The organism is Hymenobacter sp. 5317J-9, from assembly GCF_022921075.1.
Classification (GTDB): domain Bacteria; phylum Bacteroidota; class Bacteroidia; order Cytophagales; family Hymenobacteraceae; genus Hymenobacter.
Window position 1 is genome coordinate 2,133,270 of sequence record NZ_CP095050.1, and the last position, 16,389, is coordinate 2,149,658.

Consider the following 16,389-nt stretch of genomic DNA (forward strand, 5'->3'; position numbering starts at 1 on the left):
GAAGCAAACCTCTAAAACGTTCCGTTTTATGCTGTCTCTCCACTTGCGTCCGTTGCGCTGGCTGGCCCTGGTGGGGCTGGCCACGGCCTGCGCCCCCACTTATCAGCTGGGCTTGAAGCCCGTCAAATCGACCGGCCTGTTTGCCGAGGGCCGCGAGCAGGCCCAGGCCGTGGCCGATAGCGTGGAAGTGCGCCTGAGCTTTGTGTGCTACGAGGCCAACCGCGTGGTATTCGAGGCCGAGTACCGCAACCCAACCCGTCGTTCGTTGGTGGTCGACCCGGCCGCGTTTCAATACGAAGCCAACCGCCTGCCGGCCCCCGCGACCGAGCCCAAAACCAAGCGGCCAAAGCCCCTGCCCGGCGCCGAAGTGACCGCCGCCGTGGCCGCCGCCAGCATGGCGCTGCCCTTGCCGCCGCTGCCGCCCCAGGCCGTGGCCGCCTTCGACCCAGAGCCCGAAATCAGCGCGCTGAAGGCCAAAGCCGACAAAGAAGCCGAGAAGGCTGCCCGCTTCGACTGGCTGGGGCTGGGCCTGGCGGCGGCCAGCCTGGCTACCGACGTGGCCAGCATCGGCAAGCGCGAAACCCCGGCCCAATACCAAAGCCGCTTGTCCATTCACGATGCCGCCGTGGCTTACAACGTCATTTCCAGCGCCACTAAAATTGAGCACGCCGTGGCCGCCGAAGTGCTGCAGCAGCGCGCCGCCATGCTGCAGGACTACGCCCTGCGCAAGGTGACCCTGGAGCCCGGCCAGCAGGTGCGCGGCTACCTCTACTTCCCCCGCTACGACGCTGCCGACGGCTTCGTGCTGAAAGCCCCCGTGGGCAGCACCGTGGTGCCGCTGGAGTTTGCGCAGGTGCGCAAGCGGCAGTAAGCGTTAGGCCAGATTTGATGGAAAGCCCTTGCAGCGTTGCGAGGGCCTTTTTTTGATTGAGCTGAGCAAGCGGTAGGATTCCGTAGTCGCTGCGTGAAGGCTGAGTAGGGTAGGGGCGCATGTGGGAACGTTGCCGGCAACGTTCCCGCTACTATTTATTCCATTTTGCATTGTTTCTACAAGCGCGGCTTTCACCTTTAGTCGCTGGCTTACGCCGCCACGGGCGGGGTAGGCTACTGGTTTTTAACCCCACGCTGTGCCATATGAAACAACGCTTTACGCTTTTTGCCTTGTTGCTGACCGCGCTGCTCCTGCTGGCGCAAGGCGCCCAGGCCCAGGCCTTCGACCTGGTAGTGGCCAAAGACGGTTCGGGCGCTTACCGGACGGTGCAGGCCGCCATCAACGCGGCGCCCACGGGCCGCACGACGGTTTTCACCATTTTTATCAAAAACGGCAAGTACCGGGAGAAGCTCACGGTGCCCGCCAACAAACCGTTTTTGCAATTCGTCGGGGAGAGCGTGGCGGGCACCGTGCTGACCTGGAACGACGCCAACACGCCGTCGTTTCCGGGCAACTCGGCCAGCGTTATTATCAATGCTTCCGATATCAGCGCGCTGAATATCACCTTTGAAAACTCGTATGGCGACGCGCCGCAGGGCCTGGCCATGTACATCACCGGCGACCGGGTGGCGTTTAAAAACTGCCGTTTCCTGGGCGGGCAGGACACCATGCAGCTCAACTCGCAGGCCGGCAACCGCAGCTATTTCAAAGAATGCTACATCGATGGCGTGGTGGATTTCATCTTTGGCGCGGGCCGGGGGCTGTTCGAAAACTGCATCATTTACCCGCGCACCCGGCGCGACGGTGGCAGCGGCGGCTACATCACCGCCGCCAATACGCAGCCCGGCCAGGCTTATGGGTTTGTGTTTCGCAATTGTGTCATTCCCGAAAACCGGGGCACCACTACCTACACCCTGGGCCGGCCTTGGCAAAACGATTTGGGCTCGACGCCAACCGACCGCTCGGCCTCCCGCGTGGTGTGGCTGAACACCACCATGGGCAATTCCATTAAGCCCGCAGGTTGGCAGGTATGGGACGCGGGCACGGTGACCAGCGTCATTCAGTACGCCGAATACAAAAGCCGCGATTTCAGCGGCAATCTGGTGAATGTCAGCCAGCGCGTGCCGTGGTCTTTTCAGCTCGCCGACGCTGACACGGTGAACTACACCCGCGCCGCCGTGCTGGGCAACTGGGACCCCTGCACCGTACTGCCCAATTTCTGCGGGCACCAGGACCCGGCCATTGCGGTGTCGAATTTCTGGGCGGTGAAAGGCAGCGGTACGGCGCCCTCGGCCCTGACCTGGAACAGCAGCTGGCTCATTGCGGGCGTGCAGTACCAGCTGTTTCGCAGCACGGCGCGCCGCGGCACGTACACGCAGCTTTACAGTACCACCTCGGCGGTGGCCGCCAACATCAATTTCGGCACCACGGACCCCATTCCGGCGCCGGGCACCTCGTATTACTACTACCTGCGAGCCTCGAAAGCCGGGCTGGCCACGCACGTCACCGATACGCTGGAAATTTCGAGCACACCCACCGTTTTTACCTCGGGTACGCTGCAAGCCTTTTTGCAGGGCGGCGCTACGCCCTCGGCCATGCAAAACCTGCTGGTGAGCGCCGAAAACCTAACGGGCGCCGTCACAGTGACGCCGCCGGCCGGCTTTGAAGTCTCGACCAACGGTGGCTCGACCTGGTTTGGCAACGCCGCACCGCTGACTTTGCCCCAAAGCAGCGCCGGCGCCGTGGCCAGCACCACCCTCAGCGTGCGCCTCAATGCGGGGGCCGTGGGCACCTACGCCGGCAACCTGACGCTGGCCAGCGCCGGGGCCGTGACGGTAAATGTGCCGGTTTCGGGGCTGAAGCAGGCGGCAGCTTTGCCGCAGTCGGTGGTGCTGCAGTGGTGGCCCATGGCGCGTAGTAGCCAGGATAGCGCCGCCGTGCGCGTGGCCGCGCTGCAAGCCAGCACGCCCACGCTGCGCAAGCTGGTGGTGTCGAGCGGCTCGGCCGCGGCCACCATTCCACCGTATTCGCGCACCTACGGGCAGGCCTTTGCACCTGTGGCCGATGGCGCCTGGACCACCGCCCTGGGCGGCCCCGGCGGCAACCTGAACCGGACGTACTACGAGCAATTCACCGTGGGCCCGAGCGGCAGCGCGGCCGTGCGGCTCGATTCGTTGGTGTTCAACGCCTACGTCACCGGCTCGGTGAGCAATACCAAGCTGGCTGTGGTGTGGTCACGCAGCGGTTTCACCACCGACTCGGCCGATGTGAGCGGGGGCAAAGGGCCCGGCGGCCTTCTGCTCAGCTCGGCCAATGGCGGGTTTTCTACGCCTATTCTCACCACCAATGCCAGCAGCACCTACCGCTTGGCCTTTGCCGGAGCCACGGGCCTCACCCTGGCGGCCGGACAGCGCCTCACGTTCCGGGTGTATTTCAGCTGCGGCTCCACCACCGTCACCACTCGTTTCGCCACTCTGAAAAACGTGCAGGTGAAAGGCGAAGCCAATGTGGTTAGTGGCACGCGCTGGGCGGCTACGCATGTGCTGCAACTCTATCCTAACCCTGCCACATCTGAGTGCTTGGTGCGGCACCCGGCCGCTACCCGTGAGGCCCGTGTTGCGGTGTATTCGCTGCTCGGGCAGCAGGTGGCGCAGGTGACCTGCGGCGCGGGCACCCAACAAACGGCACTGAACCTCAACATTCTTGCGCCCGGCTACTACGTGGTGCGCTACTCCAGCGGGGCCGAGCAGTTTACGGTGCCGCTGCACAAGGAGTAGCCGATTGAACAGGCAAAAAAAGAGGCAAGGCCATGCGGCCTTGCCTCCTTTTTGAAAGGTAATTGGAATTGCCTGAACGGTGTAGAAACGCAATATTTTGCGTCTCGTCGTTGAAAGGTGACGCCTGCTTCGTGCGGACGGCACAGTTCTGGTCGTTCAACGACGAGACGCAAAATATTGCGTCTCTACCGCAGACGTTGCTTTAGGAGTCTACCCCAGCTCCGCCAGCTCCAACCAGCGCAGTTCCTTTTCCTCCAGCTCCGCATTCAGGGCCGATAGCCGCGCGCCCCAGGCCGCGAAATCCTGCGGGCTACCCGCGCCGCCGTTCAGCTTGGCGGTGATGTCTTGCTTCTCGGTTTCCAAAGTCGCCATGGCTTTTTCAAGCTGCTCGTACTCCTTTTTCTCGGCGAAGGTGGCGCGGCGCTTTTGGGGCGACGGGGCGACGGCCGTGCTCACGGCGGCGGGCGCGGCCAGCTTGGCGGCGGCGCGGGCGGCTTTGGCGGCCTTTTCTTCTTCAATTAAAGCAGCTTCGGCTTCGCGCTCTTCGAGGTACTCGCGGTAGTCGGTGTAGTTGCCGGGGAAGTTGAGGACGGCGCCGCCGGGCTCGAGCACGAAGAGGTGCTCGGCGAGGTGGTCGAGGAAGTACCGGTCGTGACTCACGATGAGCAGGCAGCCGGTGAAGTGCAGCAGGAAGTCTTCCAGGATGTTGAGCGTGGCCAGGTCCAGGTCGTTGGTCGGCTCGTCGAGAATGAGGAAGTTGGGGTTTTTGATGAGGACGCGCAGCAGTTGCAGGCGGCGCTTTTCGCCGCCGCTCAGCTTGCTCACCAGCGTGTACTGCTGGGCGGGCGGGAACAGGAACAGGTTGAGGAACTGGCTGGCGGTGAGCACGTCGCCGTTGGCGAGCTCCACCACTTCGGCCACTTCCTTCACGATGTCGATGACGCGCTGCGAGGGGTCGAATTCCAGCTCGGTCTGGGTGTAGTAGCCGAACACGGTGTTGGTGCCCACGTCGATGGTGCCGCTGTCGGGCTTGAGCTTGCCGGTGAGCATGTTGAGCAGCGTAGATTTGCCCGCGCCGTTGGGACCGACGAGGCCGATGCGGTCCTTCTTTTTGAAGACGTAGCTGAAATCATCCAACACCACGTTATCACCGAACGCCTTGTTCAGGTGGTCGGCTTCGATGATTTTGCCGCCCTGGCGGGTGGTTTTCACGCTCAACTCAATCTGCTGCTTGTTGAGGTTGGTGCTGGCCTTTTCCTTGGTGACGTAGAAGGCGTCGATGCGGGCTTTTTGCTTGGTGCCGCGGGCCTGGGGCATGCGGCGCATCCATTCCAGCTCCTTTTTGAAGAGCTGGCGGGCCTTCTCCACTTCCACGGTTTCGCGCATTTCGCGGTCGGCCTTTTTCTCCACGAAATAGGCGTAGTTGCCCTGGTAGCGGTACACCTGGCCCTTGTCGAGCTCCACGATTTCGTTGGCCACTTTGTCGAGGAAGTACCGGTCGTGGGTCACCATCAGCAGGGTGAGGCTGGGCGAGTTCAGGCGGTTTTCGAGCCACTCGATGGTGGCTAGGTCGAGGTGGTTGGTGGGCTCGTCGAGGAGCAGCACGTCGGGCTCTTCGATGAGGACGCGGGCCAGGGCCACGCGCTTGCGCTGCCCGCCCGAGAGCTGGCTCACGTTGCGGGTGAGCAGCTCGCCGAGGATGCCGAGCTTGCCCAGAATCTGCTGCACCTGGGCTTCGTAGTCCCAGGCGTTGAGGGCGTCCATGCGTTCGAGCACGCGCTGGAGGTCGTCGGGCTTGTGGTTGGGGTCGTTCACGACATGCTCGTACTCCTGGATGGCGCGGAGCGTGTCGTTCTGGCTGGCGAAGATGGTGGCCTCCACGCTCAGGCTTTCGTCGAACACGGGGTTCTGGCCCAGGTAGGTGACGCGGATGCCCTTGCGCACGCTCACCGAGCCGGTGTCGGGGGCTTCGAGGCCGGCCAGCACCTTCATGAGGGTGGTTTTGCCGGTGCCGTTGATGCCTACAAAGGCCACGCGCTGGCCTTGGTTGAGGCCGAAGTTGAGGTCTTTAAACAGCCAGCGGTCGGCGTAATTCTTCGAGATGTTCTCGGCGGATAACAGGTTCATAGGCCGCAAAGGTACGGCCGGGGCGGGCGGGGTGGGGAGGTTCAAGTAAGTGTCTTACTGGATTGCGTCTATCAAGCGCTATAAGTTTTCAATGTAGCTTGCTTTGCAGTTCTACCTTACCCTTTGCAAAACATGTCAACTAATAAAACACGATACCCAATCGCAATAAAATTACGATATAGCCTGATGCGCTTCAGCGTACTACTCCTTATTCTGTGGGGTTCACTACCAACCAGTACATGGGCACAAGACGCGCCATCCTATAACATGCGATTCGTAACAGCGAATGTCATTGATACAGTAGATGGCAAAGACGTTATTGTTTTCTTTCATGTGTCAGCGGCTAAAGCAAAGGATTTTCCGCCAGTCGTAAGCATGCGGGTAATGTATAGTGTTGATGGTAGTGAAGTCACGAAAGCAAGTATAGGTCGAACCGACAACGTATCTATAATTGCATTTGATAGAGGAATTGAAGGGAAGAGTAAACTCGGCTATAGCCTTGTAAAGGACAAGGTTGATTTGAATGATAAAGCGGATTTCATGCTGCTTGCAATCTTCTTCAAGGATTTAACAAGGAAGCCAATTTCTGACATGGCCATTACTTATGGCCTGTGGGAGAAAAGGAACACAGAAGTTCGTGTCGAGAAGGAATATAAATTCCATGTCGAAAACTACGTGCCGTAACTGAGGTGCCTTAAGCCCCTTCAGCGGCGGCCGACACGCCCCGTCGCGGCGGGGGGGGGGAGGTTTTAAACTGCAAAAGGCCCGTTTACCGGTTGGCAAACGGGCCTTTGCGTTGATTGTATCAGTAGGAGTAGAGACGCAATATTTTGCGTCTCGTCGTTGAACGGTAACGTTCGGACGAGACCCGAACAAAACCCTAACGGCGCGGCCGCCGAGACGCAAAATGTTGCGTCTCTACATCCCGGTGCCTTTCGCCGGTTCCAGGCCCCAATTCCTTCCCTTCTCCACGGCGGGCACGCCGCGCTCCAGCCACACGGGCGCGGGCGCGCCTTTCAGGTAGTGGTCGAAGAACTGCAGCTCGCGGATGGAAATGTCCTTGCGGTTTTCGCGCTTCACCAGGTTGTGGGCCTCGCCGTTGTATTGGAGCAGCCACACGGGCTTGCCCAGGCGGCGCAGGTCCGTAAACATCTCAATGCCCTGGTACCACGGCACGGCCCCGTCGGCGTCGTTGGCCATGATGACCACCGGCGTCTGCACCTTGGGCAGCGAGAACAGCGGCGAGTTGCGGATATAGGCGTCCGTCTTTTCCCAGAGCGTGCCGCCGATGCGGCTTTGGGTGCGCTCGTACTGGAACTGCCGGCTCACCCCCGATTCCCAGCGGATGCCACCGTAGGCCGAGGTCATGTTCACGACGGGCGCGCCGGCCCAGGCGGCGGCGTACAGGTTGGTTTGGGTGATGAGATAGGCCACCTGGTAGCCGCCCCAGCTCTGGCCCTGAATGCCGAGGTGGGCACCGTCGACCCACGGGTTTTTCTTCAGCGCTTCCACGCCCGAGTTCACGTACTCCACGGCCGAGGGGCCGGGCTCGCCCACGGTGTAGCTGATGTCGGGCGTGAAGACGAGGTAGCCGTTGCTGGCAAACATGGCAATGTCGAGGCGCGAGGGCGTGGGGGCCGGGGCCTGGTAGCGGTAGATGCCGTCGGAGAGCTTCTCGTAGAAGTACGAAATCAGGGGGTACTTCTTCGCGGGGTCGAAGTTTTCGGGCTTGTAGAGCACGCCGGTGGCCTTGTGGCCCTGGGGCGTGGTCCAGTGCACCAGCTCGGCCGTAAACCAGTTGTAGTCCTGTTGCTGGGCGTTGATGGCGCTCAGCTTGGTCTCTTTGCGCAGGTCGGTGCTCACGTACACGTCGGCCGGCTGGCTCACGCCCGACTTGGTGTAGAGCAGCGTGCCGGCGTTTTTGGCCTGCATCAGGGGCGAGTAGCTCACCGGTCCCATGGTTACAAACTGCGGCGCTTTGGTACTGGCAATCGCCTTGCGGTAGTAGCCCCACTGCTTGGTGTCATTGTTTTGAGCCAGCAGCAGCAGCTCGTCTTTGGGCTCGATGAACTTCTTTTTCTCCACCGGAATGCGGTAGCGGAACGTGAGCTTGCCGGCGCGGCCCATGCCGTTGGTGAAATTGACGGCGGCCCCGGTTTGGGGGGTGATTTTCCAGATGTCGTACCGGTCGTAAAGCAGCACGGCCTCGTCGTTTTTGGTCCAGGCGGCCACGCCGTAGGCTTCGGGGTCGGTGGGCGAGTCGTTTTCTTCGTCGGTGAAGGAAACGGGGAGCTTGCCGGTCAGATTAGTGGTTTTGCGGGTGGCCGCCGCAAAGGAAAACCACGCCTTGGCCGCGTCGTCGTACCACAGGGCGCACTCGCCGTTGGGCGAAAGCTGAAAGCGGCTTTTAATGGCCTGCGGGTTGATGGCAATGCGCTCGCCGGTTGTAGTAGACACCAGAAACGCCTGCCGGCGCGCGGCGCCTTCCCACTGGGCCGCAATGCGCTTGGCCGTATCGGTGAGGGCCAGCACGTACTCGGCGTTGTTGTTTTCGGCAAGGAAGGACTCGCGCAGGTACTCGTCTTCGAGCTGCAGGAACCGGTTGCCTTTTCGGGGGTAGATGACGGCCAGGTAGTTGCGCTGCAGCTCCTTTTTCAGGTTCTTGAGCTGCGTGGGCTGCAGGTAGTCGTCCTTGTAGTTCCAGATGTCGAGCTTGGCGGTTTCAAATTCCACGATGGTCGTATCCTGCGGAATAGGGTCGGGCGCGGTGCCAAAAAACAGCTTCTCCCCGTTGTCGCTGAACACGATTTTGCCAAAGCCGCTCGGCGACCAGCCCGGCTTCAGCACCTGGGCGCCCGGCGCCAGCAGCACCCGGGCACTGTCGGCGCCCAGGGGGGAATAGTACAGGCTGAACGGCTTCGACAGCGCTTTTTCCGGGTATTTCTCGGCCGTGAAGGCCAGTTGCTTGCCCGCGTCATCGAAAGCAATGTTCTTGTAAGTGCCCTTGCCGGAGGTGGCTTTTTTCAGGCGGCCCGCGGCCACGTCGTAGCGAAAGAGGCCCGATGCCACGGTCTTGCTGTTCTTGGGCGCCGCCACGGCAAACGCCACCTGGTTGCCCGGCTTGCTCACCTGGTAATCGGTGACGGACGCAAACTCCCGGATAGCCCCGCTGGGCAGGCTCACCACCGTGAGGGTAGCGCCCGCCTGCTTGGTTTCGAGCAGGTTATCGGTGATTTTCTTCAAGGTGTCGGCCGGGGCTTTCTTGCCGGCATCCTTCACCGACGCTTTGGTGGCCAGAAAGGCCAGCACCGACGCCTTCTCCGCCAGCTGGAAGCCCTTCACGTTGGCGTATTTGGTGAGCTTGCCGGTTTCTAGGGAGTAGATGCCCAGCGAGTCCTTGGGCATGTCCTCGGGCTTTTTCTTCTTGATTTTGGCCTGCCGCACGTCGGCATAGGGCGGCTTGATGGCAAACACCACAAACCGGGAATCGGCGCTGAACACGGCCGAGTCGCCGCGGGGTATCTGCTGCAGCAGGCGGTTGCCGGCCGTTTTGAGGTAGAGCGTGCCGTCGCCCTGCTGGGGCTTCACCTGGTACAGCACAAACTTGCCGTTGTTGCTGATTTTGGGGTTGACGACGCTTTCCCACCGGTCGTAAACGGTGTGGTCGAGCGGCTTTTTGGGGGCCTGCTGGGCCAGCGCGGGCAGCTGGCAAACCAGCGCGGCAGCTAATAGAATGGACTTGGGCATAAATGGAAAGGGATTATTCCCAAATATACTTCCGCCCCCAGCCTTGCTTAGCCCTCGGCCCGCAGCACTTCCAGCGGCGAGCGGCGCAGCACGTCGCGGGAGTTGAACAGGCCGATGGCGGCCGTGAGCACCGTCACCAGCGCGGCCAGGCCCAGCAGCGGCAGCAGCGCCGGCCCGAAGCTGGCACTGAACACCCACACGGCCAGCGCCCAGGCCGCCAGCAGCGCCAGCCCAATGCCCGCCAAGGCCGCCAGCAGCCCCAGCAGGGCGTACTCCACCAGCGTGATGCGCAGAATCTGCGCGCGGCTGGCGCCCAGCGTGCGCAGCAGCACGCTTTCGCGCACGCGCTGGTAGCGGCTGATGACCACCGAGCTACTGAGCACCAGCAGCCCGGTGAGGATGCTGAAGCCGGCCATGAAGCGGATGACGAAGGAAATTTTGCCGATGAGGTCGTCCAAGGTTTGCAGAATCAGGGCCAGGTCGATGGCCGACACGTTCGGAAATTCCTGCACCAGCCGCTGCTGCACGGCCGCCAGCGCCGCCGTGTTGGGCGTGCGCGTGAGCAGCACCGTGAACTGCGGCGCCTGCTCCAGCACGCCCGCCGGAAACACCACCAGAAAGCTGGGTTGCACCCGCGCCCGGTCAATCTCGCGCGTGCCGCCGATGACCACCCGCATGGGCGCGCCCTGCACGTTGAAGTCCAGCGTGTCGCCGAGCTTGAGCTTGGCTCGCTGCAGGTAGCCGGCTTCCACCGAAATGCGCGGGGTGCCGTCGGGGGCCAGGCCGGGCAGGGTGCCGTCCACCAGCTTTTCCGAAGAGTTGAGCGAGTCGCGGTACGTGACGCGGTACTCGCGGGTGAGGGCCCAGGGCGGAATGCCGGTGGTGGTGTCCTTTTTCAGTTCGGCCACCGTGCGGTCGTTGATGGCCTTCAGGCTCATGGTCACGATGGGCACGCGCTGCAGCACGGGCAGTTTCTGCGCCTTCAGCAAGTCCTCGACGCCGGCCCGCTGCTCGCGCTGGATGTCGAACAGCACCAGGTTGGGCTGCTGGCCCTGCCCGGCTATCTGCACGCGGCCCAGCAGCAGGGCTTGGGTTAGAAAAAGCGTGGCCAGCAGAAAAGTACCCAGGCCAATGGACGTGACCAGCGTGAGGGTTTGGTTTTGGGGCCGAAACAGGTTGGCCAGGCCCTGCCGCCACACGTAGCTCCAGCCGGTGGGGAAGAACTTGCGCACCAGCCCCATCAGCAGGCGGCCCAGGCCCCCCAAGGCCACCACCGCCACCAGCAGCCCCGCGCCGAAACCCAGCGCCGTCTTCCAGCTCTGGGTTTGCTGATAGGCGAAGGCCAGAATGAACAAGCCGATAACGGCGATAATGAGCCCCCGCAGTGGGTCCGGCTTTTCCGCTTCGTCTTCGAATGCCGTGCGCAGCACCCGCAGCGGCGACACTCGCCGCACACTCAACAGCGGCAGCAAGGCAAATAGCACGGCCATCAGCAAGCCTGTAGCCAGGCCCGTGAGGACGGCCGGCCACGAAACACTCACGGTGATGTCGACGGGCAAAAAGTCGCCCAGCACGCGCGGCAAGAGGCCCTGCACCGCTGCGCCCAGCAGCGAGCCCAGCACCGCGCCCACCAGCCCCAGCCCGGCCGTTTGGATTAAATATATCAGCAGGGCCTGCCGACCGCTGGCCCCCAGGCAGCGCAGCACGGCCACGGAGGCCAGCTTTTCGCGCACATACAGGTTTACGGCGCTGGCCACGCCCACGCAGCCCAGCAGCAGCGCCACAAACGCCACCAGGCTGAGGTAGCGGGTGAGGTCGGCGAAGGCGCGGCCGGTTTGCTCCTGGCGGGTGGCCACAGTGTCGGCGTCGATGTCGGCCTTGTCAAGGCGGGTTTGCAGGGTTTTCACCACGGCCGCCACGTCGGTGCCCGGCCCGAATTGGTAGTAGCGCCGGTATTGCAACCGGCTGCCCCGCTGGATGAGGCCCGTCTGGCGCACCAAATTCAGCGGAATGAATACTGTGGGCGCCACCGCTGTGCTGATGCCCGACTGTCCCGGCGTTTTCAGCACCCGCCCGATAATGGGCAGCCGCACCTTGCCCACCTGCACCGAGTCGCCCACCCGCGCCCCAAACTGGGCCAGCAGGGCATCGTCGACCAAGGCCCCGGGGGCGGTGCTGTCCTGCACAAAGCGCTGGGCGGCGTTGCGCGGCTCGGTTTGCCAGTCGCCGTAGAAAAAGCCGCCGTCGCGGGCGCGCACCTGCACCAGCCGCACGCCCCGGTTGGGCCGAAACTCAACCATGGAGGCAAAGGCCACCTCGCGGGTGCGAGCCGTGCCCAGTTGGTTGAGCGTGGGCCGCAGCTCTTTGGAAAACCCTTTGCTGCCGGTCAGCACCAGGTCGGCCCCCAGCAGCTCCCGCGCCTGCCCGCTGATGCTGCCGGCCAGGTTGTCACCAAAGGAATTGATGCCGACCAGGGCCGCAATGCCCAGCACGATGCTGGCCATAAACAGCAACAGCCGCGCCCGGCTGCGGCGGCTGTCGCGCCACGCCATGCGGAAAAGCCAGGAAAAAGCGGGGCGAGAAGTGGGAGGAGTGGGGGAAGGCGTCACGGGAAGGAATGTAAAATTGGGGGCGCGGCATGGCAGTCAGTGAAACTTGGGTTACTACTGCATCAGCGGAGGCATAGACGTAGAAAGCATGCCAGTCACTTTAAGCAGCTGTTCCGGCAACGGTAACGGCCTGCGCGAAGTTGGCCACTGAGGCTGTGCGTTATTTAGCGCCTAGTGAGTTGCTTAAGGCACAATGCCGTGAATAAATTCGGCCAGAAAATGAAATCAAGGGTACTGTTTTCGCAAATGATGGGTCGGATGGGGTGTTGGCTTGCACTGTTTGCCGGTTTCGTTGGGTGCCACTCGGCACGGGTGGTGCCGGCCAGTAGCAGCGGCCAGCCGTCTGCCGGGGTTCAACTGCCGGAGAAGCCACTGGTTCGCGTGCAAGGCCATTTTTATGGTCCCAAAGACTCCTTAACGGTGGTTCCAGGGGTGGCAGTGGACTTTAGTTGCTGCGGAACTGATGCGGCGGTGCAGCACTGGCGCGACACCACCAAGGCCGATGGGTCGTACCGCGTGGTCATGCCTGCGGGCCGTACTTATCTGGTAGCCCTAAGCAAGGATGGTAAAAACATCGAAACACAGGAGTTTCCCGTGCCGGAATCAGCTACTGATTCGGTCATTGTTAAGAATTTCTATCTGAATTATGATGGGCCCGAAAATCCCGAGCGTTGGTGGCCGAACATTTATTTCGCTATCCGGCGGTTTGACTTACAACCAACGAGCCTGACCACGATGGACAGCGTTATCCGGCGGTTGAATGCTACTCCCAATTCGGGTCTGCTGGTAGAAGGCCACGCCGAGCCTTTCGAGGTTCCTCGTGGCGAGCCCGACCCCGAACGGTATTTGCTGTGTCTCGGCTGGCGCCGGGCTGAGGCCGCCTATACCCATTTGCTGAGAAAAGGCATTTCGGAAAACCGGCTGGTCAGCTTTAGTTACGGTGCCAAGCGGCCCGCCGCACCCGACGACTCTCCTGAACATCGTCAACTCAACCGCCGGGTTGAATTCAAAACCGTAGGGCTTGAGTTCATCCCATCAAAGGAAGAGAAACTCAGGCTAAATGGCTTGTCAAAAACGCCCGCTCATTTAACAAAAACACCCGTCTCTAAGAACCTGAAGCAAGCGTCCGGCCGCCGCGCAGTTCCACCAAAGCCCGTTTCTTACCCAAGCAAGAGCCGCCGCTGAAAAGCGGCTTTAAGCATCAAAAGCTACTGGCGATGCTATTGACCTAGCCTTAGCCCAGCACTTCCTCCACCACCTTGCCGCCGCGCAGCCGCAGGGTCCGCTGCGTTTTGGCGGCTAGCTCCAGGTCGTGGGTCACCAGCACGAGGGTGGTGCCGGCCTCGCGGTTCAGCTCAAACAGGAGGTCAACCACTCGTTCGCTGGTGTCGGGGTCGAGGTTGCCGGTGGGCTCGTCGGCGAAGAGCAGGGCGGGGCGGTTGGCGAAGGCGCGGGCCAGGCTCACGCGCTGCTGCTCGCCGCCCGAAAGCTGGGCCGGGTAGTGGTGCGCGCGGGCGGCCAGCCCCACGCGGTCGAGCAGGGCCAGGGCCGTTTGGGAAGCGCCGCGCTGGCCGCGCAGCTCCAGCGGCACCAGCACGTTTTCGAGGGCCGTAAGGGTTGGGAGCAGCTGGAAATTCTGGAAAATGAAGCCCACGTGCTGGTTGCGCACGGCGGCCCGCTGGTCCTCACTCAGGTGGTCGAGCTGAATGCCGTTGAGCCACACGCTGCCCGCGGTGGCGCGGTCGAGGCCGGCGCAAAGGCCCAGCAGCGTGGTTTTGCCCGAGCCCGAGGGCCCCACGATGGCAAACGTGTCGCCGGCCTGCAGCTCGAAGCTGACGGCGTGCAGCACCGTGAGCTCGTGCCCGGCGCTGGGGTAGGTTTTGGTGAGGTTATCGACGCGAAGAATGCTCATGCAGGGAAAGTCTAGGCAATATTTTTTGGCGGCCGAACGTCGGCCGGAGGCGTTTCGCCGTTTGGTGGTCGGGGAGGGGCTGGGGCCCACACCCGTAACCGGGCCACTCGGTGTTCGTTACGGGTAGCGAAGACGCGTAGCCCTTCCCCATGTTTTGTAGTCCTTACGGCTTCCTGCCCAAAACGCTGTCCATGAATAGAGTTAGTTCCTTGTTTGCCGCCGCCTTTTTCGCCCTCGTGCTCGGGGCGTGCAATTCCAACCCGCCCGCCGAGCAAGCCACCGCCCCACGGACCGCCGCCCAACGCCCCGGCGCCGAAACCACCACGCCCACCGGCAAAAAGCGCCTGCTATTTTTCGGCAACAGCCTCACGGCCGGCTACGGCGTCGAGCCCGACCAGGCATTTGCGGGCCTGATTGGCCAGAAAATTGATTCGCTCAAGCTTGGCTACGAAGTCATTAACGCCGGACTGAGCGGCGAAACCACGGCCGGCGGCCTCAGCCGTGTGGGCTGGGTGCTGCGCCAGCCGGTCGACATCTTCGTGCTGGAGCTGGGCGGCAACGACGGCCTGCGCGGCCTGCCGCTCACGGCCACCCGGCGCAACCTGCAGAGCATCATCGACACGGTGCGGCGCCGCAGCCCCAATGCCCAAATTGTGCTGGCCGGCATGCAGATTCCGCCCAACCTGGGCGCGAGCTACGCCGCCGATTTCAAAGCCATTTACCAGGATTTAGCCACTCGAAACAAACTGGTGCTCATTCCCTTCCTGCTCCAAGGCGTGGGCGGCGACCGCAGCCTCAACCAGCCCGACGGCATTCATCCCACGCCCGCCGGGCACCGCATTGTGGCCCGCACCGTGTGGGCCGTGCTGCAGCCGCTGCTTCGATAGGGTAAGAGGGTATGGGGGTAGGAGGGTAGGAATTGAGGCACAACAGCTGCCATGCTTAGGATGACTCTTACCCTCACAACCTCATACCCTCTTACCCCACTTTTATATCACCCGCAGGCCGTCCACGTTCACTTCGTCGCGCAGTAGCTCAAGGTTGCGGTAGGCGAGGGGCCGGCCGGCGTCGGTGCTGAGGTCGGGGAGGGGGGCGCGGGCGGCGTCGAGGGTGAGCTGGGTGAGCTTGCGGGCGCCGAGGTATATGGCCACGGGGCGGCCCTGGCGGGCATCGTGCGCGGCCAGAGCGTGGTCGATTTCGGCCAAAATGGTGCTCATGGCAAAGAGGTGAGCTGAAAAGTAGGCGGAAATATACCGAGGTTTTCCAGAAACCAAAAAACCGGGCAGCCCGCCACAGCGCGCTGCCCCGGCCTACCTTTGCGTCATGACAACTGCTGCTTCTGCCTCGGCGCTGGCTGCCCGGCCCATTGGCATGTTCGACTCCGGCATTGGCGGCCTCACGGTGGCGCGGGCCGTGGCGCGGCGCCTGCCGCACGAGCGCATCGTGTACTTCGGCGACACGGCCCACCTGCCCTACGGCGACAAAAGCGCGGCCGCCATCCAGGCCTACTCGGTCAAAATTTGTGATTTGCTGCTGCGCCAGAATTGCAAGCTGATTGTGATTGCCTGCAACTCGGCCTCGGCCGCGGCCTACGAGCTGGTGCGCGAGTACGTGGGCAGCAAGGCCAAGGTGCTGAGCGTGATTGACCCCATTGTGGCGCACCTGGGCCGGGCCTACGCCGGCCGCCGCGTGGGCCTCATCGGCACCAAGCAAACGGTGAATTCCAACGTGTATAAAAAGAAGGTAGACGAGCTGGACGCTGGCGTCGAACTGCACTCGCTGGCCACGCCCTTGCTGGTGCCCATGATTGAGGAGGGCTTCTTCCGCAACTCCATCTCCGACGACATCATCGGGACGTATCTGAACAGTGCCACGCTGGCCGACATCGACGCGCTGGTGCTGGCCTGCACGCACTACCCGCTCATCAAGGAGCAGATTGCGCGCTACTACGCCGGCCGCGTGGACGTGCTGGACGCCTCCGACGTGGTGGCCGCCGACACCGAAGCCTACCTCGCCGCGCACGGCCTGCTGGCGCCGCCCGCCGCCGCGCCGCCCGCGCACCACTTCTACGTGTCGGATTTCACCCGCTCGTTTGAAGAAAGCACGCGCATCTTTTTCGAGCAGGAAGTGCATCTGGAGCATTACCCTTTGTGGGAGTAGGCGCGGGCAACCCTTTGCCCGGTCGCGGGGTCATTATTCCGTAACTTTCCAGTGGCCGCGCCGGCCTACCTTTGCGGCTTGTCAACGTATTTTTCATCACTTCTTCATTTTTCATATTTCCGTTCA

11 protein-coding genes are annotated in these 16,389 nt (G+C 62.4%); 6 read left to right on the forward strand and 5 right to left on the reverse strand.

Features of this window, described 5'->3' with window-relative positions:
- Nucleotides 1-28 precede the first annotated feature (28 nt).
- Both MUN81_RS08915 and MUN81_RS08920 read left to right on the forward strand, forming a co-directional pair.
- A complete protein-coding gene (locus MUN81_RS08915) occupies nucleotides 29-871 on the forward strand; it encodes a hypothetical protein (protein WP_245116949.1) in 843 nt (280 codons plus the stop codon).
- A 263-nt stretch (nucleotides 872-1,134) separates the two neighbouring features.
- Complete coding sequence (locus MUN81_RS08920) at nucleotides 1,135-3,708, forward strand: pectinesterase family protein (RefSeq protein ID WP_245116950.1); 2,574 nt, start codon at nucleotides 1,135-1,137, stop codon at nucleotides 3,706-3,708.
- A gap of 210 nt (nucleotides 3,709-3,918) precedes the next feature.
- Here MUN81_RS08920 and MUN81_RS08925 read toward each other — a convergent pair whose 3' ends face one another.
- The gene (locus tag MUN81_RS08925) at nucleotides 3,919-5,835 is read right to left on the reverse strand and encodes an ABC-F family ATP-binding cassette domain-containing protein (protein WP_245116951.1); all 1,917 of its coding nucleotides are present in this window, start codon (nucleotides 5,833-5,835) and stop codon (nucleotides 3,919-3,921) included.
- 132 nt (nucleotides 5,836-5,967) lie between these two features.
- On the opposite strand from MUN81_RS08925, the gene MUN81_RS08930 reads away from it, so the two are divergent.
- Nucleotides 5,968-6,519, forward strand: coding sequence for a hypothetical protein (locus tag MUN81_RS08930; protein WP_245116952.1), 552 nt, complete (start codon nucleotides 5,968-5,970; stop codon nucleotides 6,517-6,519).
- 234 nt (nucleotides 6,520-6,753) lie between these two features.
- On the opposite strand, the gene MUN81_RS08935 is transcribed toward MUN81_RS08930, so the two are convergent.
- Nucleotides 6,754-9,582, reverse strand: a complete 2,829-nt coding sequence (locus MUN81_RS08935) for a prolyl oligopeptidase family serine peptidase (RefSeq protein WP_245116953.1) — start codon at nucleotides 9,580-9,582, stop codon at nucleotides 6,754-6,756.
- A 47-nt stretch (nucleotides 9,583-9,629) separates the two neighbouring features.
- Nucleotides 9,630-12,134 carry an FtsX-like permease family protein gene (locus MUN81_RS08940; RefSeq protein WP_245117377.1) on the reverse strand — a complete coding sequence of 835 codons (2,505 nt, stop codon included), beginning with the start codon at nucleotides 12,132-12,134 and terminating at the stop codon, nucleotides 9,630-9,632.
- A 255-nt stretch (nucleotides 12,135-12,389) separates the two neighbouring features.
- On the opposite strand from MUN81_RS08940, the gene MUN81_RS08945 reads away from it, so the two are divergent.
- A complete protein-coding gene (locus MUN81_RS08945; protein WP_245116954.1) occupies nucleotides 12,390-13,376 on the forward strand; it encodes an OmpA family protein in 987 nt (328 codons plus the stop codon).
- Between the two features lie 49 nt (nucleotides 13,377-13,425).
- On the opposite strand, the gene MUN81_RS08950 is transcribed toward MUN81_RS08945, so the two are convergent.
- Nucleotides 13,426-14,103 (reverse strand): ABC transporter ATP-binding protein, encoded by a 678-nt coding sequence (locus tag MUN81_RS08950; RefSeq protein WP_245116955.1) that lies wholly within the window; start codon nucleotides 14,101-14,103, stop codon nucleotides 13,426-13,428.
- Nucleotides 14,104-14,252: 149 nt separating this feature from the next.
- Between MUN81_RS08950 and MUN81_RS08955 the strand changes: the two genes are divergently transcribed.
- Complete coding sequence (locus tag MUN81_RS08955) at nucleotides 14,253-14,990, forward strand: arylesterase (protein WP_245116956.1); 738 nt, start codon at nucleotides 14,253-14,255, stop codon at nucleotides 14,988-14,990.
- A gap of 102 nt (nucleotides 14,991-15,092) precedes the next feature.
- Here MUN81_RS08955 and MUN81_RS08960 read toward each other — a convergent pair whose 3' ends face one another.
- Nucleotides 15,093-15,320, reverse strand: a complete 228-nt coding sequence (locus MUN81_RS08960; protein ID WP_245116957.1) for a hypothetical protein — start codon at nucleotides 15,318-15,320, stop codon at nucleotides 15,093-15,095.
- Nucleotides 15,321-15,426: 106 nt separating this feature from the next.
- Between MUN81_RS08960 and murI the strand changes: the two genes are divergently transcribed.
- A complete protein-coding gene (gene murI, locus MUN81_RS08965; RefSeq protein ID WP_245116958.1) occupies nucleotides 15,427-16,263 on the forward strand; it encodes a glutamate racemase in 837 nt (278 codons plus the stop codon).
- The last annotated feature ends 126 nt before the right edge of the window (nucleotides 16,264-16,389 follow it).